This window comes from Pantoea sp. X-Soil-OKNW-713 (assembly GCF_059730685.1).
This window is the reverse complement of sequence record NZ_AP035995.1, coordinates 2236069-2256930: the sequence shown is the minus strand read 5'-3', so window position 1 is coordinate 2256930 and position 20862 is coordinate 2236069. Positions and strand designations below refer to the sequence as shown.

18 protein-coding genes and 1 pseudogene are annotated in these 20862 nt (G+C 54.8%); 14 read left to right on the top strand and 5 right to left on the bottom strand.

What is annotated here, in order from left to right:
- Positions 1-57: 57 nt before the first annotated feature.
- From pspA to tyrR, 7 genes are all read left to right on the top strand, one after another.
- On the top strand, positions 58-723 hold the full coding sequence (gene pspA / locus AC6I8R_RS10470) for a phage shock protein PspA (protein ID WP_021183125.1): 666 nt from the start codon (positions 58-60) through the stop codon (positions 721-723).
- 42 nt (positions 724-765) lie between these two features.
- Complete coding sequence (gene pspB / locus AC6I8R_RS10465; protein ID WP_013509216.1) at positions 766-993, top strand: envelope stress response membrane protein PspB; 228 nt, start codon at positions 766-768, stop codon at positions 991-993.
- Complete coding sequence (gene pspC, locus AC6I8R_RS10460) at positions 990-1349, top strand: envelope stress response membrane protein PspC (RefSeq protein ID WP_021183126.1); 360 nt, start codon at positions 990-992, stop codon at positions 1347-1349. Before pspB ends, pspC begins: the two co-directional genes overlap by 4 nt.
- 14 nt (positions 1350-1363) lie before the next feature.
- Positions 1364-1612 (top strand): phage shock protein PspD, encoded by a 249-nt coding sequence (pspD, locus tag AC6I8R_RS10455; RefSeq protein ID WP_021183127.1) that lies wholly within the window; start codon positions 1364-1366, stop codon positions 1610-1612.
- On the top strand, positions 1593-2978 hold the full coding sequence (locus tag AC6I8R_RS10450) for a YcjX family GTP-binding protein (RefSeq protein WP_497832224.1): 1386 nt from the start codon (positions 1593-1595) through the stop codon (positions 2976-2978). The genes pspD and AC6I8R_RS10450 overlap by 20 nt, the downstream gene beginning before the upstream one ends.
- Positions 2975-4048, top strand: coding sequence for a TIGR01620 family protein (locus AC6I8R_RS10445; RefSeq protein ID WP_497832223.1), 1074 nt, complete (start codon positions 2975-2977; stop codon positions 4046-4048). Before AC6I8R_RS10450 ends, AC6I8R_RS10445 begins: the two co-directional genes overlap by 4 nt.
- A gap of 212 nt (positions 4049-4260) precedes the next feature.
- On the top strand, positions 4261-5826 hold the full coding sequence (gene tyrR / locus AC6I8R_RS10440) for a transcriptional regulator TyrR (RefSeq protein ID WP_021183131.1): 1566 nt from the start codon (positions 4261-4263) through the stop codon (positions 5824-5826).
- Between the two features lie 89 nt (positions 5827-5915).
- On the opposite strand, the gene tpx is transcribed toward tyrR, so the two are convergent.
- Positions 5916-6419, bottom strand: coding sequence for a thiol peroxidase (gene tpx, locus AC6I8R_RS10435; RefSeq protein WP_021183132.1), 504 nt, complete (start codon positions 6417-6419; stop codon positions 5916-5918).
- A 153-nt stretch (positions 6420-6572) separates the two neighbouring features.
- On the opposite strand from tpx, the gene ycjG reads away from it, so the two are divergent.
- Positions 6573-7559, top strand: coding sequence for an L-Ala-D/L-Glu epimerase (gene ycjG, locus AC6I8R_RS10430; protein ID WP_208723496.1), 987 nt, complete (start codon positions 6573-6575; stop codon positions 7557-7559).
- On the opposite strand, the gene mpaA is transcribed toward ycjG, so the two are convergent.
- Positions 7528-8241 carry a murein tripeptide amidase MpaA gene (gene mpaA, locus AC6I8R_RS10425; protein ID WP_415173703.1) on the bottom strand — a complete coding sequence of 238 codons (714 nt, stop codon included), beginning with the start codon at positions 8239-8241 and terminating at the stop codon, positions 7528-7530. The genes ycjG and mpaA overlap by 32 nt on opposite strands.
- A gap of 224 nt (positions 8242-8465) precedes the next feature.
- Between mpaA and AC6I8R_RS10420 the strand changes: the two genes are divergently transcribed.
- The 3 genes from AC6I8R_RS10420 (at position 8466) to AC6I8R_RS10410 (ending at position 11650) form a co-directional block, all read left to right on the top strand.
- Complete coding sequence (locus AC6I8R_RS10420; RefSeq protein ID WP_415173704.1) at positions 8466-10085, top strand: peptide ABC transporter substrate-binding protein; 1620 nt, start codon at positions 8466-8468, stop codon at positions 10083-10085.
- Positions 10086-10202: 117 nt separating this feature from the next.
- A complete protein-coding gene (zntB, locus tag AC6I8R_RS10415) occupies positions 10203-11186 on the top strand; it encodes a zinc transporter ZntB (protein ID WP_415173705.1) in 984 nt (327 codons plus the stop codon).
- 317 nt (positions 11187-11503) lie between these two features.
- The gene (locus AC6I8R_RS10410; protein ID WP_415173706.1) at positions 11504-11650 is read left to right on the top strand and encodes a hypothetical protein; all 147 of its coding nucleotides are present in this window, start codon (positions 11504-11506) and stop codon (positions 11648-11650) included.
- A 50-nt stretch (positions 11651-11700) separates the two neighbouring features.
- Here AC6I8R_RS10410 and ttcA read toward each other — a convergent pair whose 3' ends face one another.
- Positions 11701-12636: a tRNA 2-thiocytidine(32) synthetase TtcA gene (gene ttcA, locus AC6I8R_RS10405; protein WP_415173707.1), complete on the bottom strand. Its 936-nt coding sequence runs from the start codon at positions 12634-12636 to the stop codon at positions 11701-11703.
- Between the two features lie 58 nt (positions 12637-12694).
- A pseudogene (locus AC6I8R_RS10400) lies at positions 12695-12923 on the bottom strand (site-specific integrase); the annotation flags it as partial.
- A gap of 485 nt (positions 12924-13408) precedes the next feature.
- On the opposite strand from AC6I8R_RS10400, the gene AC6I8R_RS10395 reads away from it, so the two are divergent.
- The 3 genes from AC6I8R_RS10395 (at position 13409) to AC6I8R_RS10385 (ending at position 17271) form a co-directional block, all read left to right on the top strand.
- Positions 13409-15541, top strand: a complete 2133-nt coding sequence (locus tag AC6I8R_RS10395; protein ID WP_021183140.1) for a TonB-dependent siderophore receptor — start codon at positions 13409-13411, stop codon at positions 15539-15541.
- A gap of 184 nt (positions 15542-15725) precedes the next feature.
- Positions 15726-16931, top strand: a complete 1206-nt coding sequence (locus AC6I8R_RS10390; RefSeq protein WP_497832222.1) for an FAD-dependent oxidoreductase — start codon at positions 15726-15728, stop codon at positions 16929-16931.
- 139 nt (positions 16932-17070) lie between these two features.
- Complete coding sequence (locus tag AC6I8R_RS10385) at positions 17071-17271, top strand: DUF2767 family protein (protein ID WP_013509199.1); 201 nt, start codon at positions 17071-17073, stop codon at positions 17269-17271.
- 39 nt (positions 17272-17310) lie between these two features.
- Here the strand turns inward: AC6I8R_RS10385 and nifJ are convergent, their stop codons facing one another.
- Positions 17311-20838 (bottom strand): pyruvate:ferredoxin (flavodoxin) oxidoreductase, encoded by a 3528-nt coding sequence (gene nifJ / locus AC6I8R_RS10380; protein ID WP_497832221.1) that lies wholly within the window; start codon positions 20836-20838, stop codon positions 17311-17313.
- Positions 20839-20862 lie beyond the last annotated feature (24 nt).

Below are 20862 nucleotides of genomic sequence, written 5' to 3'. Positions count from 1 at the left end.
TTTTGTATTAGTGATGAGCGCCTTGCGCCAACCTATGACACTTAGAGGAACATCATTATGGGTATTTTTTCTCGTTTTGCCGACATCGTGAACGCTAACATCAATTCACTGCTGGAGCGCGCCGAAGATCCGCAGAAACTGGTACGCCTGATGATTCAGGAAATGGAAGACACGCTGGTGGAAGTGCGTTCCACCTCAGCCCGGGCGCTGGCAGAGAAGAAACAACTGCTGCGCCGCATTGAGCAGGCAGATATTCAGCAGGCCGAATGGCAGGAAAAAGCCGAACTGGCGCTGCGCAAAGATAAAGATGACCTGGCGCGTTCGGCGTTGATCGAAAAACAGAAATTGACCGATTTAATCGCGGCGTTGCAGCAGGAAGTGACGCAGGTAGAAGAGACGCTGGAACGGATGAAAGGCGAGATTGGTGAGCTCGAGAAAAAACTCAGCGAAACCCGTGCCCGTCAGCAGGCGCTGACCCTGCGTCATCAGGCCGCCTCTTCATCGCGTGATGTACGTCGCCAGCTCGACAGCGGCAAACTGGACGACGCGATGGCACGTTTCGAATCATTCGAACGTCGTATCGACCACATGGAAGCCGAAGCTGAAAGCCAGCGTTTTGGTAAGCCGAAAAGCCTGGACCAGCAATTCGCAGAATTGAAAGCTGATGACGAAATCAGCCAGCAGTTGGCTGCACTGAAAGAAAAAATGAATCGCGGCGAATAATTGGGCTGCCCCCGCGACCGGTTAAATGATTAAGGAGAGTCAATGAGCGCACTTTTTCTGGCCATACCGCTGACCATCTTCGTGCTGTTTGTCGCACCGATTTGGTTATGGCTCCACTACAGCAACAAACGCAACGGCGGTGCGGAGCTATCATCAAACGATATGCAGCGTTTGCAGCAGCTGACCCAGGATGCACGCCGGATGCGCGAGCGTGTTGAAGCACTGGAAGCGATTCTGGATGCAGAACACCCGAACTGGAGGCAGCCATGAGCGGAAACAGCCTGAAGGGGCGCAAGCTGTGGCGTATTCCTCAGCAGGGCAAAGTGCGTGGCGTCTGCGCGGGCGTGGCCGAGTATCTCGACATTCCGGTGACGCTGCTGCGAGTGATTGTGGTGTTGTCGATGTTTTTTGGTTTGTTCGGCTTCACCCTGATCATCTACTTTATTCTTGGCTTTGTGCTGGATGTGAAACCCGATGATGAACCGGCTGACCGTGCGCCGAGCGCCAGCCAGTTGCTGGATGAGCTGGATGACGCGCTCAAATTCGATGAACGCCATGTGCGGGATATTGAACGCTACGTCACCTCGGAAACGTTCAGTGTGCGTAGTCGTTTTCGTCAAATCTGATGCTGGAGGTTGCCTTGTCTGACCAACGTTTTTCTACTCTGCGCCGCCGCGCAGCACCGGCGTTGAAGTCGGCGGGGAAATTTATCATTATCAGTGCAGTCACTTACGCGCCTGGCGGCATTGCGGGCTGGGCGGTAAAATCGGTGGCGCGTCGTCCGTTACGTCTGTTACTGGCGGTCGCGCTGGAACCGTTGCTGAGCAAGGTGTTTAACCGCCTGTCAGCACGCTTCATCAGGGAGAGCGATGAAAAGACTGCAAAATGAATTGATGGCGTTGGTGAATCGCGGTGTCGATCGTCATCTGCGCCTTGCCGTGACCGGTCTGAGCCGTAGCGGCAAAACCGCCTTTATTACTTCGCTGGTTAATCAGCTTCTCCATGTCCACAGCGGCTCCCGATTGCCGCTGTTCAGTGTGGTGCGCGAAGAGCGTCTGTTGGGCGTGAAACGGGTGCCGCAGCGCGAATTGGGTACGCCGCGTTTCACCTATGACGAAGGCCTGGCCCAGCTCTATGGCACGCCGCCCATTTGGCCCACACCTACCCGGGGTGTCAGCGAAATCCGTCTCGCGCTGCGCTATCGTCCGGATGAATCGCTACTGCGGCATTTCAAAGATACCGCCACGTTGTACCTGGAAATTGTCGATTATCCGGGAGAATGGCTGCTCGATTTACCGATGTTGGCACAGGATTATGCGGGCTGGTCGCGGCAGATGCTCGGTTTGTTGCAAGGCGATCGCGCGATATGGGCGCAGCAGTGGCGCAGCCTGTGTGCCGATCTCGATCCCTATGCTCCTGCTGATGAAAACCGGCTGGCGGCGATTGCCGCTGCCTGGACCGATTATCTGCATCAATGCAAAAACCAGGGTCTGCATTTTATCCAGCCTGGCCGCTTTGTTTTACCGGGAGACATGGCAGGCGCACCGGCGTTGCAGTTTTTCCCGTGGTCGCAGGTGGAGGACATCCAGCGCCAGGCACCGGCAGGCAGCAACTACGCGATGTTGCAGCAGCGATTTAACTACTATTGCCAGCATGTGGTGAAGGGCTTCTACAAGCATCATTTTCTGCGTTTTGATCGTCAGATTGTCCTGGTCGATTGTTTGCAACCGCTGAACAGCGGGCCGCAGGCGTTTAATGACATGCGACTGGCACTGACGCAACTGATGCAGAGTTTTCATTACGGTCAACGCACGCTGTTTCGCCGCCTGTTCTCCCCGGTGATCGATAAGTTGTTATTCGCGGCCACCAAAGCCGATCACATCACCGCCGATCAGCACGCCAATATGGTGTCGCTGTTACAACAACTGGTGCAGGATGCGTGGCAAAACGCGGCGTTCGAAGGTATCAGCATGGATTGTCTTGGCCTGGCCTCAGTGCAGGCGACCGAGAGTGGGCTGGTGGATCATCGGGGCGAAAAACTGCCAGCGCTGCGCGGGCATCGTCTTGAAGATGGCGAAGCCCTGACATTTTATCCCGGCGAAGTGCCGCCACGTTTGCCAGGTCACAGTTTCTGGCAGCAACAGGGATTTCAGTTTGAACATTTCCGGCCGCAGCAGCTCGATGTTGATCGTCCGCTGCCGCATATTCGCATGGATGCCGCGCTGGAATTTTTACTGGGAGATAAATTGCGATGAACGATGAAACCCCGTTAAAACCGCGGATTGATTTTGCCCGCCCACTGGAAAGCAACGTGGAGAAACCACTGCGTGCCGCGCAGACTTTCGACGCTGATGCCGAAGGAGCCTTTCTTGCTCTGCGTGAAGAGGAGCCGCTGGAGGAGGGCGCGGGTGAAAAAGCGGTGGAAGCCGCCCTGCGTCCGAAACGCAGCCTGTGGCGCAAAATGGTGGGGGCAGGCCTGGCGATTTTTGCTGTCAGCGTGGTGGCCCAGGGGGTGCAGTGGATGCATGATGCCTGGCTGACGCACGACTGGTTTGCGCTGGGCAGCGGCGTGGCGGGTGGCTTGATTGTCGCTGCGGGTGCCGGAGCGTTGGCTGGTGAGTGGCGTCGGTTGTATCGCTTGCGCCAGCGCGCGGAGGAGCGCGATGTGGGGCGCGAGTTGCTGCACAGCCACGGCATCGGTCAGGCGCGCGCGTTCTGTGAAAAACTGGCGCAGCAGGCCCAACTCGATCAAGCGCATCCGGCGTTGCAACGCTGGCACGCGGCGTTGCATGAAACCCATAACGATCGCGAGATCGTCACGTTGTATGCCCAATTGGTGCAGCCAGTGCTGGACCGCCAGGCGCGGCGCGAAATCAGTCGCCATGCCGCAGAAGCGACGCTGATGATCGCCGTCAGCCCGCTGGCGCTGGTGGATATGGCGTTTATCGCCTGGCGCAACCTGCGGCTGGTGAACCGCATCGCCACTGTTTACGGCATTGAGCTGGGCTATTTTAGTCGTCTGCGTTTGTTCCGTCTGGTGTTGCTGAATATGGCGTTTGCCGGTGCCTCTGAACTGGTGCGCGAAGTGGGTATGGATTGGGTGTCACAGGATATTGCCGCTCGCCTGTCAGCCCGTGCCGCACAGGGGATTGGTGCCGGGCTGTTGACGGCACGCCTTGGCATCAAAGCGATGGAGCTGTGCCGCCCGCTGCCGTGGCTGGAAGATGATAAACCGCGACTGGGTGACTTCCGCCGCGAGCTGATCGGCCAGTTGAAAGAAACCCTGAGCAAAAGTGAGGGCAAAGCAGGGCAGAGTGCTAAATAATCGTTGCCTGCTCACCTTTCACACTAAAAAGTCTGTGAAAGGTGAGATTTTCTTTGTTAATTGTGATTTTTGACGGGATTAATCGTGGTTGTTCCGTTACAATTTTGCCCATCGCCTGCCTCTGACTGTCAACTTTTCCTGACAGGCCCCTTCTGAGGCGTCGCAAGTTAGCGTATTATCACTAAAATCAAAACCTGATTAAGGCCATCGCAATGCGTTTGGAAGTTTTCTGCCAGGACCGTATCGGTCTGGCGCGCGAGCTGCTCGACCTGCTGGTTGCACGCAATATCGACCTGCGCGGCATTGAAATTGCCCCGCTTGGCCGTATCTACCTCAACTTTTCTGCCCTGGAATTCGAATCTTTCAGTTCGCTGATGGCGGAGATCCGCCGTACACCTGGCGTGACAGATGTTCGTACCGTGGCGTACATGCCGTCAGAACGCGAGCACCGTGCGCTCAGCGCCTTGCTGGTGGCGATGCCGGAGCCAGTGCTGTCTATCGACCTGAAATGCAAAGTCGAACTGGCTAACCCGGCAGCACAAAACCTGTTTAACCTCGACGAACAAAAGATCCGCAACCAGAATGCCGGTTCCTTAATCAGCGGTTTTAACTTCCAACGCTGGATTGAAAACGATCGCGTGGAAGCGGAAGTGCAACATGTGGTGATTCAGGGGCGTGATTTCCTGCTGGAAGCACGGCCAATCTATCTGGCGGAAGAAGAGGGCCAGAGCGATCAGCCGGTTGGCGCAATGATCACCCTGAAATCCACCGCCCGCATGGGACGTCAGTTGCAGAATCTGACTGTGACGGATGAATCGGAGTTTGATCATATTGTCGCGGTGACGCCGAAAATGCGTCAGGTGCTGGACCAGGCGCGCAAGCTGGCGATGCACGATGCCCCGTTGCTGATTGTGGGTGACACCGGCACCGGCAAAGATATGCTGGCGCGGGCCTGCCATCTGCGCAGCGCGCGCGGCAAGAAGCCGTTCCTCGCCCTGAACTGCGCCTCGTTACCCGATGACGTGGCGGAAAGTGAACTGTTTGGTCACGCCGCAGGCGCTTATCCTAATGCGCTGGAAGGCAAAAAAGGCTTCTTCGAGCAGGCCAATGGCGGTTCGGTGTTGCTGGATGAAATCGGTGAGATGTCACCGCGTATGCAAACCAAACTGCTGCGCTTCCTTAACGATGGTACTTTCCGCCGGGTGGGTGAAGAACACGAGGTGCATGTGGATGTGCGCGTGATCTGCGCAACGCAAAAGAATCTGGTGGAACTGGTGCAGCGCGGCGAATTCCGTGAAGACCTGTTTTATCGTCTCAACGTGCTGACGCTCAATCTGCCGCCGCTGCGTGAGCGCCCGCAGGATATCCTGCCGTTGACCGAGATGTTTGTCGCGCGCTTTGCCGATGAACAGGGGTTGCCAAGACCTCGGCTGTCACCGCAACTGACTGCTTTCCTGACACGCTACAGTTGGCCTGGCAACGTGCGACAGCTGAAAAACGCGCTGTATCGCGCGATGACGCAGTTGGAAGGATACGAGTTGCGCCCACAGGATATCGTCCTGCCGGAACAGGCGTTGGATGTGTCCATGGGGGAAGAGGCGATGGAAGGTACGCTGGATGAGATCACCAGCCGTTTTGAGCGTTCAATCCTGACGCGGCTGTATCTTTCTTATCCCAGTACGCGCAAGTTGGCGAAACGACTCGGTGTGTCGCATACCGCGATTGCCAACAAGTTACGTGAATACGGCTTGAGCCAGAAGCGTAACGACAGCGAATAACCTGGAATGATCCCGTAACGGTGCGATTTATCGCGCGATTCTTTATCAGACGCGCGATAAATCGCGCCGCTACGGGTCAGTGCCGTGACTTAGTTCAGTGCAGCCAGCGCCGCATCGTAGTTCGGCTCGCTGGTGATTTCGTTCACCAGTTCGCTGTAAATCACTTTATCGTTTTCATCCAGTACCACCACCGCACGGGCGGTCAGGCCTTTCAGCGCGCCATCGGCAATCGCCACACCGTAATCTTCTTTAAATTCTGCACCGCGCAGCGTTGACAATGTCACCACGTTATTCAGGCTTTCAGCACCACAGAAACGTGACTGCGCAAACGGCAGGTCAGCGGAGATGCACAGCACCACGGTGTTGTCAGCTTTGCCAGCCAGTTCGTTGAACTTGCGCACAGAAGCGGCACAAACGCCGGTATCAATGCTCGGGAAAATGTTCAGGACTTTACGTTTGCCTGCATACTGAGAAAGGGTCACATCAGCGAGATCTTTAGCTACCAGAGAGAACGGTTTAGCCTGTGCGCCTGCCTGTGGGAACTGGCCTGCTACTGGCACCGGGTTGCCCTGGAAGTGAACATTCTGAGACATACGATTTCCTTTTAACGATGAAAAAATCTGACTTTTACTTGGTCAGAACAGGTATAGCCGTTGTTTATGACATATTTTTTAAGGGTTTTCGAGGGCAAATCGTAGCGGAAACTGCGCCAGCTCGCATTTAAGTGATGGATTTAAGGAGAAATAATGAGAAAGGTGAAAAGTTATCCGGAAGCTTGGCCGCTGCATTCCCCTTTTGTGATTTCGCGTGGTAGCCGCACCGAGGCGCAGGTGGTGGTGGTGGAAATGGAAGAAAATGGCGTTCGCGGCATCGGTGAGGCCACGCCTTACGCGCGCTATGGCGAAAGTGAAGCCTCGGTGCTGGCGCAGATCGCCTCAGTGCTGACGCCATTGCAGAACGGTATGACGCGCGCGGCGTTACAGCAGGCGCTGCCGGCTGGTGCAGCACGTAACGCGATTGATTGCGCCCTGTGGGATCTGGAGCGCCAGCAACAGCAGCAAAGCCTGGCTGAGTTATGTGGCGTCACTCTGGCATCGCGCATCGTCACCGCCCATACCGTCAGCATCGATACCCCTGACGCAATGGCCAGTAGCGCACTGGCGTTATGGCAACACGGTGCGCAGCTTTTGAAAATCAAGCTGGATAATAACTTTATCAGCGAACGTCTGGTCGCCATTCGCAGCGCGGTGCCGGAGGCCACGCTGATTGTCGATGCTAACGAATCGTGGCAGGCAGAAGGTCTGGCGGCGCGCTGCCAGTTGCTGGCCGACCTCGGGGTGGCAATGCTGGAACAACCATTGCCCGCCGCGCATGACGCCACGTTAGCGAATTTTATCCACCCGCTGCCGATTTGTGCCGATGAAAGCTGCCACACGCGTGACAGCCTGGCAGCCCTGCGCGGGCGTTATGACATGGTGAATATCAAACTGGATAAAACCGGTGGCCTGACGGAAGCGCTGGCGTTGGCGGTCAGTGCGCGGCAGCAGGGCTTCGCTATTATGCTCGGCTGTATGCTGTGCACCTCGCGTGCAATTCGGGCGGCCTTACCGCTGACGCCGCTGGCGCAATTCGCCGATCTCGACGGCCCCACCTGGCTGGCCGCAGATGTGGAACCGTCGTTACACTTTGCCAACGGTGTGCTTATGCCTGCGGCTGCCAGCGTAGCAGATTGATCATGGTTTCCAGATAGACTTCGGTGGCTTCGTCCACCGAAATCGGTGGCATTTCGGCGGTGATGCACAACAGGCCGATATCGTCGCACCAGCTACCGAAGGAACCTGGCGTGGCATAACCGACGCTGCTCACCACCGGCAATTGGGTTTGCTGCGACAGCCACTGCGCCAGCTCGCTGTGATGGGGATCATCAATGCAGGCGAGCGGTTCATGCCAGGTCACCACCCAGCGAGGTTTAAGTTGATGGATTAGCTGGCACAACGCCTGGGTTTCCGGTTCGGAAGAGGGATGCTCGCCAGTCGACAACACCACATCGCGCTCATCCGCCACGCTATTCCAGCGATACACGGTGTCACCGCTTTGCCAGTTGGCGGCCGGGAAATTACGGTTGAGATCGACACCGCGTGCATTGGCGCGCAGCCCCAGCTGACATCCGTCAGGATTCACCGCCAGAATAACGTGATGACGGCGCAGGGATTCCGGCAGGGTACGCATGGCGGCGGACAAGGTGGCGACCGCCGCGTTCTCATCGCCGTGGGTACCGGCAATGATCAAACCGCTATCGGCGTCTGCCGCTGGCGCAGGAAACCACAGCAGCGGGGCACCCAATACCGATTGCCCATATTGTTGCCAGACAGCATCCAGCTTGCCGCGCAACGGGCGCGGGTGTAGTGACGACATAAGCAAACTTCCTCGTAGCAGCGCGGTTTATCGCGCGTGTTTTAATGTGCCAACAATTCAAGACATGATGCGAAGTGTGACCGTGGCTCCAGCCTCAACATAACGGTAAACAGCACATCAGAAAATAGCTATTTATCAATCATCAATCTGCGATAAAGTGCCAAAAGTCGCTGGCGGCGCCTCACTTTTTCGCAGCCGCCTTTTTTCGGGTAAAAGGAGTGGTGATGAAAATAGCGTTTCGCAAGACCCTGGCCGCCTTAATGGTTATCGGTGCTATCACACCGGCGTTGGCCGCTTCCGTGCCATCCGGGGCGCAGTTGGCCCCGGTGCAGGAAATCGTGCGCCACATCAAAGATGAACCCGCCTCGCTCGACCCGATGAAGGCCGTCGGTCTGCCGGAAATCCAGGTGATGCGTGACCTGTTCGAAGGACTGACCAATCAGGATGCGCAAGGTCATATCGTGCCGGGTGTGGCGCAAAGCTGGAGCAGTAACGACAACAAAACCTGGATTTTCAATCTGCGTAAAGATGCGCGCTGGTCCAATGGTGATCCGGTCACCGCCCAGGATTTTGTGTACAGCTGGCAGCGCCTGGTTGATCCGAAAAACAGCTCCCCCTCCGCCTGGTTCGCGGCCCTGAGTGGTATCGAAAATGCCGAGGCCATCACCAAAGGCCAGATGAGTGCCGATAAACTTGGGGTGACGGCACTGGATGGCAATCGACTGAAGGTGACATTGTCACGCCCGGTCCCCTGGTTCCCAAGTATGGTTGCCAATGCCGCTTTGTTTCCGGTGCCGGAAAAAGTTATCGCCGAATCCGGTGATGGCTGGACGGCGCCGGGCAAGCTGGTCGGCAATGGTGCCTATCAGCTTCAGTCGCGGGTGGTGAACGAGAAAATTGTGCTGGTGCGCAACCCGCATTATTGGGATGACGCCCATTCGGTGCTGACCAAAGTCACCTTTATCCCCATCAATGAAGAATCAAGCGCCACCAAACGCTACCGTGCCGGTGATATCGATATCACCGAATCCTTCCCGAAAAACATGTATGCGTTGTTGAAGAAGGAGCTGCCGGGCCAGGTCTACACCCCGGACCAACTGGGCACTTACTATTACGCCTTTAACACCGAAAAAGGCCCAACGGCGGATGTACGGGTGCGCAAAGCGCTGACATGGACTATCGATCGCCGCATCATCGCGGAAAAAGTGTTAGGTACCGGTGAGAAACCGGCCTGGCATTTCACGCCGGATGTCACCGCAGGTTTTACCCCGCAGCAGAGCTATCTGCAACAGCACAGTCAGCAGGAGTTAAACGCTCAGGCCAAAGCGCTGCTGAGTGCCGCCGGGTATGGTCCGGCTAAACCGCTGCACCTGACGTTGTTGTATAACACCTCAGAAAGTCACCAGAAGATCGCTATCGCGGTGGCGTCGATGTGGAAAAAGAATCTGGGGATTGATGTCACGCTGCAAAACCAGGAGTGGAAAACCTACATCGACAGCCGTAACAGCGGCAACTTCGATGTGATCCGTGCCTCCTGGGTGGGGGATTATAACGAACCGTCCACCTTCCTCAGCCTGCTGACCTCCAGTCATACCGGTAATATCGCGCGTTTCCGTAACGCGGATTATGATGCGGTGATGGCAAAAGCCAGTAACGAGACGAGCGCGCAGGCGCGTAATCAGGACTACAACCGCGCCGAGCAAATTCTGGCGATGCAGGCCCCGATTGCGCCGATTTATCAGTACACCAATGGGCGTCTGATTAAGCCGTGGGTGAAGGGCTACCCGATCACCAACCCGGAAGATGTGGCCTACAGTCGCGAACTGTGGATTGCTAAACACTGAGTTACCTTTCTGGCGGCCTTTCTGGCCGCCTGTCATGTTTGCTCACAGCCTGAAGATTGCAACTCGTCGCCGCCACGCTAGACTGTATCGTATTGATTTTGATAGAGAGGCGAGTACGTGAACGTCATTGAAGGTAAAGCATTGCAGGTTTCGGATGCCATTGTGGCTTGTCAGCTTGACGGTCAGGGGGGATTGATCGCCATTGAGGACACTGACGTCGTCAATTGTGAGCGCCCCTGCTGGTTGCACCTCAACTACACCCAGCAGCAAAGCGCTGAATGGTTGCAAAACACCCCGTTAATTCCCGACTCGGTGCGTGATGCGCTGGCGGGCGACAGCATGCGCCCGCGTGTTACACGTCTGGGTGATGGCTTTATGATTGTGCTGCGCAGCGTCAATCACAACAGCGACTCGCGCCCGGACCAACTGGTGGCGATGCGGGTGTTTATCAATGACAAACTGATTGTCTCGACGCGACGTCGCAAGGTGTACGCGATTGATGAAGTGCTTACCGATCTGCAAAACGGTAACGGTCCGGTGGACGGTGGTAGCTGGCTGGTGGACGTTTGTGATGCACTCACCGATCACGCCAGCGAATTTATTGAAGAAATGCACGATAAGATTATCGAGCTGGAAGATGCGCTGATGGATCAGCAGATCCCACCACGCGGTGAGCTGGCGCTGCTGCGCAAGCAATTGATTGTGATGCGACGTTATATGGCCCCGCAGCGCGATGTCTATGCGCGACTGGCGAGCGAGAAGCTCGGCTGGATGGATGATGATGAACGGCGGCGTATGCAGGATATCGCCGATCGCCTGGGTCGTGGACTGGACGATCTGGATGCCGGTGTGGCGCGCACCGCCGTGCTGACCGATGAAATTGCGTCGGTGATGGCGGAAGCGATGAACCGTCGTACTTACACCATGTCTCTGCTGGCGATGATTTTCCTGCCGACCACTTTTTTAACCGGCCTGTTTGGTGTCAACCTTGGTGGGATACCGGGTGGCGAGTGGCATATGGGCTTCAGCGTTTTCTGTTTTTTACTGCTGGTGTTGGTAGTGGGACTCGCCTGGTGGTTAAGACGGCGTAAATGGTTATAAGTGCATCACGAATGTTAACAATGGGTTATCGAAAGGTAACTCGCTGTAAATTAAGGCCAGAAGGGCAAAAAAGCGGAAAAAAACTGATCGACGTCAATATCCGCAACCGACAACAGGGGCAAACTCTCTCTCGCAGGTGAATGCAACGTCAAGCGATGGGCGTTGCGCTCCATATTGTCTTACTTCCTTTTTTGAATTACTGCATAGCACATTTGATTCGTACAACGCCGGCTTATCCGCCGGCTTTTTTTTGCCCGTTTGCCAGTGCCGCTGACCTTTTCCTATGCTTAAAGGACATTCGCAACCAGGAGAAGGGCATGCAAACTTTCCACGCCACCGATCCCATACCAACCGATCCACCTCCCATCCCGGAGCCGATTCCGCATCCACAACCGCTGCCGGAACCCGATCCACCGTACGATCCCGAATATCCACCGATCATCGATCCACCGCCGCATCGTTAATAAAAAAGGCGCGTAGCCGAAGCGACGCGCCTTTTTTGTGCCGGGAGAAATTACTTAATCTGCAACACGTCGAGACGGGCGCTTAAATCGGGCGCGTCTTCCTCTTCCGGCTGCCAGCCCGCAGGTTGTACCGGCAGCGATTCGCGGTCAAACGCCAGATCGCCACCGTCAACCACCGCATCACCGTGCTGAATACCTTTGAAATCAAACAGATTGATATCGGCCATATGCGAAGGGACGATGTTTTGCATCGCGCTGAACATGGTTTCGATCCGTCCAGGATAGCGTTTATCCCAGTCACGCAGCATATCCGCCACTACCTGGCGTTGCAGGTTAGGCTGAGAGCCGCACAGGTTGCACGGAATAATCGGGAACTGACGGGCTTCGGCAAAGCGGATGATGTCTTTCTCGCGGCAGTAGGCCAGCGGGCGGATCACGATATGTTTACCATCGTCGCTCATCAGCTTCGGTGGCATACCTTTCATTTTGCCGCCGTAGAACATGTTCAGGAACAGGGTTTGCAGGATGTCATCGCGATGATGTCCGAGCGCGATTTTAGTACAACCCAGTTCCGTCGCGGTGCGGTAAAGAATACCACGACGCAGGCGTGAACACAGCGAACAGGTGGTTTTGCCTTCCGGGATTTTCTCTTTAACGATGGAGTAGGTGTCTTCGTTAACGATTTTATACTCAACGCCCAGTGCATCCAGATACGCTGGCAGCACATGTTCCGGGAAACCGGGTTGCTTCTGGTCGAGATTGACTGCCACCAGCGAGAAGTTAACCGGCGCGCTTTGTTGCAGATTGCGCAGAATTTCCAGCAGGGTATAGCTGTCTTTACCTCCAGACAGGCACACCATGATGCGATCGCCTTCTTCAATCATATTGAAATCGGCAATCGCTTCGCCCACGTTACGACGCAGACGCTTTTGCAGTTTGTTCAGGTTGTACTGCTCTTTTTTTGTATTATCTTGATTTTGTTGCATTATTTACTGTCTCAGCCAGCGATTTTCAGCAAAAGGGGCATGACGGGGGCACAATCCACTACCAGGCGACCGTAGCGTTCAGTATTTTAACCTGCTTGCTATTCATCTCTTCAATCCCCGTAGCATTAATCTGGTACACCCTCTGCGCATTCTCGAACCCCATCTGATTCGCAATAAACGACGGGACCGCACCTGCTGGCATCAGCCAGCAGGCAAAAAGTATGCCGCGTATGGTACGGATTACGGCGGCGAATGCCAGCACGTTTTATAGCAGCATTCCAGGCTGCCTCCGATCATGCTCGGTGCTGAAGGGTGACGTTAACGATAAGCCGTTTGGTAACGTGGAATACACCCTTGCAAAAAGTAATAAGTATCATTATCTTTCGCGATCTGCGCGCATAAAATGTAGTAGTAAAGCGAAAAATACAGGCAAAAAAAGCAAGGTTAATTTCAATTTGTCGATGATTGTCCGGCAAGGAAATATCAATTTAAAGCAATGAAATATAAATATTTATTTGTATTGTTAACATCCATTTTGTTGCCAGAGGAGTGGAGAGGGTATCTGTAGCGGAAAAGCTAAAATTTATATTTACTACTACATCCCCTCATGTTTGAATGATTATCAATTACATTATCAACTACGCCTTGTCTTGATAACAATACCGGACCTGCCGATCACGCACTTCCGCGCAACAACAGCCGGCAGCATGACAGGATTGCGTCAGAGTATGAAAAAACAGTTTGTGATAATTGCCAGGGAAAAAAATCAGAAATGAATGAATATAAAAATATTCAACACCACAAGCGCCCTTTGGGGAAAATATGGCTTGCGGTATACAGTGGTGCGTTAATTTCTTCAGGTGGCAGCTATGCCGCTACCGACAATAATACCTTGACGGTGACTGCCGCCCAACAGACAGAACAACCCGACACCGGATATTCCAGCCCAACTACGTCGGTCGCCAGTAAAACGCCCACCTCTAAACTGAATGAAGCGCAGTCGGTGAGCGTGGTGACAAATAAACAACTGAGTGATTATCAATCCACCACCCTGTCCGATGCTATGCGTTTTGTTAGTGGCGCTGCGCAAGCGAATACGCTGGGCCAGACGGAAGATGGTATTGTTCGCCGCGGCTTTGGTTCAAACTCCGATGGTTCTGTGTTCCGTGACGGTATCCGTAGTAGCCAGGGACTCAATCTTGATGCCACCACGGATCACGTTGAAGTGCTGAAAGGGTCGTCTTCGCTGTTATACGGTATTTTAAATCCCGGTGGGATGATTAATGTCGTGAGTAAAAAACCGCAATATGAGTGGCACACCATTGTTGGTGGACACTACAACAGTACTGGAGGCGGTGCAGGAAATATTGATATTACCGGCCCACTGGGCAATGGTTTTGCTTTCCGTCTGATTGCCGAAAAACAAGCGCAGAATTACTGGCGCGGATACGGCAACGAAAAACATAATCTGCTGGCACCCTCATTACAGTGGTATGGCGAAAAAGCCAGTTTTAATATCAGCTATGAAAGTTATCAGTATGATATTCCGTACGATCGCGGCACGGCATTTATTAATGGGAAACCGATCAATATCGGTTATAAAACCCGTCTGGATGATTATTCCAACCATGCGTGGGGGCGTAATCAGACCTTCAACAGCTACTGGGATTATCAGTTCAATGACATTTGGTCGACCCGCGTTACCGTAGGGATGAACCAGCGCAAGTACAACAGCAATACCGTGACAACCACCGCCATTAATACAACCACCGGTGTCGTTACGCGACGTCCGGATGCCTTCCGCGGCTTTAACCACAAAACAAAATATGTTTCGTGGGATGCCATCGGTACGCCCGAAATATTTGGCATGACGCATAACCTGGTGGTCGGTACTGATTATGAAATGAACCAAACCTACCGTGCACACGCTTATAACGGTACAAAAAATACTGACTTCACTCTGAGCAACCCGGTTTATGGATTAGCAACCATCACCGACAGCAGTACGGAAAAAACTGCCGACAGTAATCTGCTCAATCGCATTCACAACCGCTCGGTCTATTTTAAAGACAATATTGACCTGACGTCGCAATGGACCGTGGTAGCTGGCGCCCGTTATCAGCACTTCGAACAACGCGAATCAAGAGGCAGTGATTCCACACTGACTTATAGCGATGAAGGTAATAAGTTTTTGCCTCAAACAGGGCTGATTTATAAGCTGACACCGACAGTATCTTTCTATGGCAGTTTGAGTAAATCGTTTACGCCATCGACTAATCCGGATGACAACGGCGACGTTGAAGCTCCTGAACAGGGTACGACCTATGAAGTCGGCAGCAAATGGCAGATGACACCGGCACTGCTTGCCACGGTTGCGCTCTACCGTATAGATGAGCGCAATGTTGCCTTAGCATTAAACGATGGGACCTATGCCGTAGATAAAGCTCGTTCCAGTGGCATTGAATTAGAGGTTAACGGTGAGATTTATCCTGACTGGGATATTAGCGCCAATTACAGCTACAACGAGGCGAAAATCGTTAATGATAAAACCGACCCAACTAATAATGGCAACCGTCTGCAAAACGCACCACGAAATTCTGGCGCGGTCTATTTAAGCCACGATCTGCGCTTCAATCTGTTGCCGGGCAGTTTCCGTATCGGCGGCGGGGTTCGTTATATGGGCACGCGTGCGGGCGATCCGAGCAACAGTTTCACCCTGCCTGCTTACACCGTCGCGGATAGTTTTATTGGTTGGGACAATCAACTGCTGGGTAAAAAAACGCATTTACAATTAAACCTCAACAACTTGTTTAACAAGCACTATTACACCTCCAGTGGCGGCAATTTGCGCGTTGCTGAGGGTGAAACGCGCAACCTGGTGCTCAGCGCAAGCGTCGAGTTCTGAGGCTGAGGTTCTTCACCGTTATTGCAAAATAGTTCAGGAATACCAAACGGCTCTGTCGGATCGGGAGCCGTTTATTATTACGACCATGACGTCATGAGTGGACATTAAGCCCCGCAGCACCAATCGCTATACACAAATGATAATTATTATCATAAACTCTGGTGGTGCTGACCAAGGAGCGATAATGAAGCCTGAAGCGAATGCGATCCTGAACACCGATTGCTGCATTGTTGGCGGCGGTCCGGCCGGGTTGATGCTGGGGTATCTGCTGGTGCGTGCCGGTCTGCGGGTGGTGGTGATTGAAAAACATGCCGATTTTCTGCGTGATTTTCGTGGTGATACCATTCATCCTTCGACCCTGGAGATCATGCATCAGCTTGGTCTGGTGGAGGAACTGCTGCAACTGCCGCATCAGCGTGCCGAAAAGTTACAGGCGGAAATCGCCGGTCAGGAAGTGACGATGGCCGATTTCTCCCGCCTTCCCGTCCAGTACCGTTTTATCGCCTTTATGCCGCAATGGGATTTCCTCAACTTTCTCGCACAGCAAAGCGCGCGCTTTGCCGGATTTACCTTGCTGCAATCCACCACGTTTGATCGCTTCATCGACAATCAGGGGCGCGTGGGTGGCATTCACGCCATCACCGAACAGGGGCCGGTGGAGATCCGGTCGCAGCTGGTGGTCGGCGCTGATGGACGCAACTCCGCCGTCCGTGCCGCTGCCGGGTTAACCAGCCAGGCGTTTGGTGCGTCGCGCGATGTGGTTTGGTTCCGGCTGGATAAGCAGCAGGGCGATCCCACCTGGGGCATGGGGCATAAAGGGCCACGGCAAAACTTTATCGTTATAGAGCGGGGTGAGTATTGGCAATGTGGCTACACCATCCCCAAAGGAGAGTTTGCTGCGCTGCAAACGGCGGGTCTGGAGCCATTCAAGGCGGCGATTGCGCAAGTCGCGCCCTTTGATGTGGCACGACTGTCTCAGCTTGACGACTGGCAGCAATTTAAGTTGCTGTCGATCCGTATTGACCGCCTCGATAGTTGGATGAAACCCGGCGTACTCTGCATCGGTGATGCGGCGCACGCCATGTCGCCGATTGGCGGTGTTGGCGTGAATCTGGCGATACAGGATGCGGTCGCCGCCGCCAATTATCTGACGCAGCCGTTGCGCAGTGGAGATGTCACCCTGCGTGACCTGGCGAAAGTCCAGAAGCGGCGTCAGTTCCCGACGGTAGCCACCCAGTTCCTGCAAATTAAAATGAGCAGCAATAAACGCAAGCCTGGTAAGAAAAGCCCGATGCCGACCCTTATCCGCCGTTTCCCGTTCCTGCGTTTTGTGTTTGGTCGCCTGATCGGGCTGGGATTCCGTATGGAGAAGCCGCGTTTTTCCGGTTAATCGCCGCTCAGAATAAAGATCAGCATTCTTTGCCCGAATTATTTGTGCATTTATTGATCTGCGCGAAGATTTTGCATGCGCCACGCTGACAGGATGAAGGCATGAGTTACTTTAGTTTCTAAAGGGTGAGGAGAGGCGGATGCAAACTTACGATATGGTTTTTGAAGAAGCGTGCCGGTTAGTCGGTCAATGTTACCTGGAACTGGCACAGCGTGGCGTGGCAACAGAAAAAGATGTGTTGGCAACGGAGTTACAAAATCTGCAACTCCGTTACCGCGAATTAACCGGTTCCCCCAACCGGGCGGTGGAGATGGCAATCACCCAACTCAAGCCCTGTTAATCATCATCAAGCCCGGCCATCTGTGCCGGGCTTTGTTTATCACTCGCTTTTCTCCGCCTTGCCAGCCAGCTCCGCTAACCGCTGATAACGTTGGTTAGCGGCCTCGCTGGCATCCCGCCACAACTGCGCAGCGGTTTCCGGTTGTTCGGTTTGCAACTGGCGGAAGCGCTGCTCATTCATCAATGCCTGCTCCAGCTCGGAAGTCGGTGGGCGCGAATCCAGTGACAACGCAGCTTTTCCCTGTTCCGCGCGTTGCGGATCAAAACGATACAATGGCCAGAATCCACTGGTGGTCAGCAGGCGCATCTGTTCATGGCTATACGCCAGGTCATAACCGTGTTCTTCGCACGGGCTGTAGGCGATGATCAGCGAGGGACCGGGCCAGGCTTCGGCTTCCTGTATCGCTTTCATGGTTTGATTCAACTGCGCGCCGAGGGAAATCTGCGCCACATAAACATGCCCGTACAACAATGTCGCCATGCCGAGATCTTTACGTGCCTTGCGTTTTCCCTGCTCACCAAATTTGGTGACCGCGCCGAGCGGGGTGGCTTTTGACGCCTGACCACCGGTGTTGGAATAACATTGCGTATCCAGTACCAGCACATTGACGTTCTCGCTCAGGCTCATCACATGATCCAGCCCGCCGTAACCGATGTCGTAGGCCCAGCCGTCCCCGCCGATTAACCACACCGATTTATCGACCAGCGCATCGGCCGCAGAGATTAACGCCTGAGCAGCGGCGTGCGACGCATTCTTCAGCTCAGCACGTAGCTGACTAATCTGTTCGCGACGTTGCGAAGTGGTGACATTGTCACTTTTCAGGGCCGCCACCAGCGCTGCTGGCAACGCAGAGGCGCACTGATCCAGCAAGCGCAGGGCACGCTGGCGCTGCTGATCAACACTCAGGCGGAAGCCAAGGCCGAATTCGGCGTTATCTTCGAACAGCGAATTGGCCCACGCCGGGCCGCGCCCTTCGGCGTTGGTGGTGTAAGGCGTGGAAGGCAAATTGCCGCCGTAGATGGAGGAGCAACCTGTCGCGTTGGCAATCAACAGTCGATCGCCATACAGCTGCGTGAGGATCTTGATATACGGCGTTTCACCGCAGCCGGAACAGGCTCCCGAATATTCAAACAGCGGGGTGATCAGCTGTGAGGTACGGATATCAATACGCTCCAGTTGTTCTGCGGTGATCTCCGGCAGGGCGAGAAACGCGTCATAATTGATTTTTTCCGTTTCAACGTGTTCCAGCCGTGATTGCATATTGATGGCTTTGATTTCCGGGTGCTGGCGGTCGCTGGCAGGACAAACTTCGACGCACAGATTACATCCGGTGCAGTCCTCGGGAGCGACCTGCAACACGTATTTTTGTCCGCGCATATCACGCGATTTGACATCCAGCGACGCCAGGCTGGCGGGGGCACCCTCCAGCGCTTCCGGTGCCACGACTTTAGCGCGAATGGCAGCATGCGGGCAGGCGGCGACGCAATGGTTGCACTGGGTACACAGGTCGGGCTGCCAGATGGGGATCGCTTCCGCGATATTTCGCTTTTCCCACTGCGTGGTGCCGGTAGGCCAACTGCCATCCGGCGGCAGGGCGGAAACCGGTAACTTATCGCCCAGCCCGGCCAGCATGGCGGCGGTGACGGTTTTAACAAAGTCGGGGGCATTGTCGGCAACCACCGGTGGGCGATGTGGGCTGCTCGCATCCAGCGCCTGTAACGGCACTGCTTCCAGCGCCTGTTGTGCCATTGCCAGCGCCTGCCAGTTACGTTGCACCAGCTCCTCGCCTTTGCTGCGATAACTGCGGGCGATGGCGTTTTGCAGTTCGGTCAGGGCGCTGTCGCCTGGCAGAATTTGTGTCAGTTGGAAGAACGCCATCTGCATCACGGTATTGATACGCGCGCCGAGCTGACATTCCCGCGCAATTCGCGCTGCATTAATCACATAAAAACGCGCCTGTTTATCGTTGAGCTGCGTCTGCACCTCCTGCGGCAAGCGATGCCACACTTCATCGGCGGCATAAGGGGTATTCAGCAGAAAAATGCCGCCTGGTTTCAGTTGATCGAGCATTGAATATTTGTCGATAAATTGTAATTGGTGGCAGCCAATAAAATCGGCCTGCTGAATCAGATAGGCCGACTGAATCGGTTGCTGGCTGACGCGTAAATGTGAAACCGTCAGGCCGCCTGCCTTTTTCGAGTCGTAAACGAAATAGCCCTGCACCTGCCACGGTGTGGCGTTGCCGATAATTTTCAGGTTGTTTTTGGTGGCACTGACGCTGCCATCGCTGCCCAGCCCGTAGAACAACGCCTCAAGATGGGCGCGATTCGGCACAATGTTGGCTTCAGGCGGCAACGAGAGATGGGTGACATCGTCATAAATCCCCACGGTGAAGCGTGCAGGCGGCTGTGGGCGTTGCGACGCACGGAACACCGCCAGCACCGCATCGGGAGCAAATTCTTTCGACGACAAGCCATAACGCCCGCCACACACCTGCGGCAGGGTGCTGCGTTCTCCACGACTAAACGCTTCTGCCAGCGCGGTCATCACATCAAGAAACAGCGGTTCACCCAGCGCGCCAGGTTCTTTGGTGCGATCCAGCACCGCCACACGTTGCGTCGTTGTCGGCAACACGCTTAACAGATGCCGGGCGGAGAATGGTCGATACAGACGTACCTTGACCAGCCCGACTTTCTCACCGCGTTGTAGCAACTCATCAATGGCCTCTTCAGCAGTGCCACAGCCGGATCCCATCATGACGATCACCCGTTCCGCCTGCGGATGGCCATAAAACTCAAAGGGCTGGTAGCGTCGGCCGGTTTGTTCCGCAAATGCCGCCATCGCGTTTTCGACATGTCCGGTGCAGGCGTCATACCAACGGTTGGTTGCTTCACGCGACTGGAAGTACGTGTCCGGGTTGGCCGAGGTGCCGCGAACGGTGGGGTGATCCGGCGTCAGGGCGCGGGCGCGATGCTGCGCAATCGCCTGCTGCGGCATCAGCGCCAGCAATGTTTCGTCACTGAGCGGCACGATTTTGTTGATTTCGTGTGAGGTACGGAAGCCATCGAAGAAATGGATAAACGGGATGCGGCTGTTGAGTGACGCCATCTGGGCGATCAGGGCAAAATCCTGCGCTTCCTGCACGCTGGAGGCGCAGAGCAGCGCACAGCCGGTCTGGCGCACCGCCATCACGTCGGAGTGGTCGCCAAAGATGGATAACGCATGGGTGGCGACGGTGCGTGCGGCGACATGCAGTACAAACGGCATCAATTGCCCAGCCAGTTTGTACAGGTTAGGGATCATCAGCAGCAACCCCTGCGATGAGGTGAAGGAGGTGGATAACGACCCGGTTTGCAACGCGCCATGCACGGTGGCTATCGCCCCCCCTTCGGATTGCATCTCAACCACGCGTGGCACATCGCCCCAAATATTACGGCGGCCTTCCCCGGACCAGCCATCGGCTAGTTCAGCCATGGTTGAACTGGGGGTTATGGGATAAATGGCGATAACTTCGCTGGTGCGGAAGGCGACAGAAGCCACTGCGCCATTGCCGTCGACGGTAATCATAAATCGTCCTTTGCTTCGCTAAGA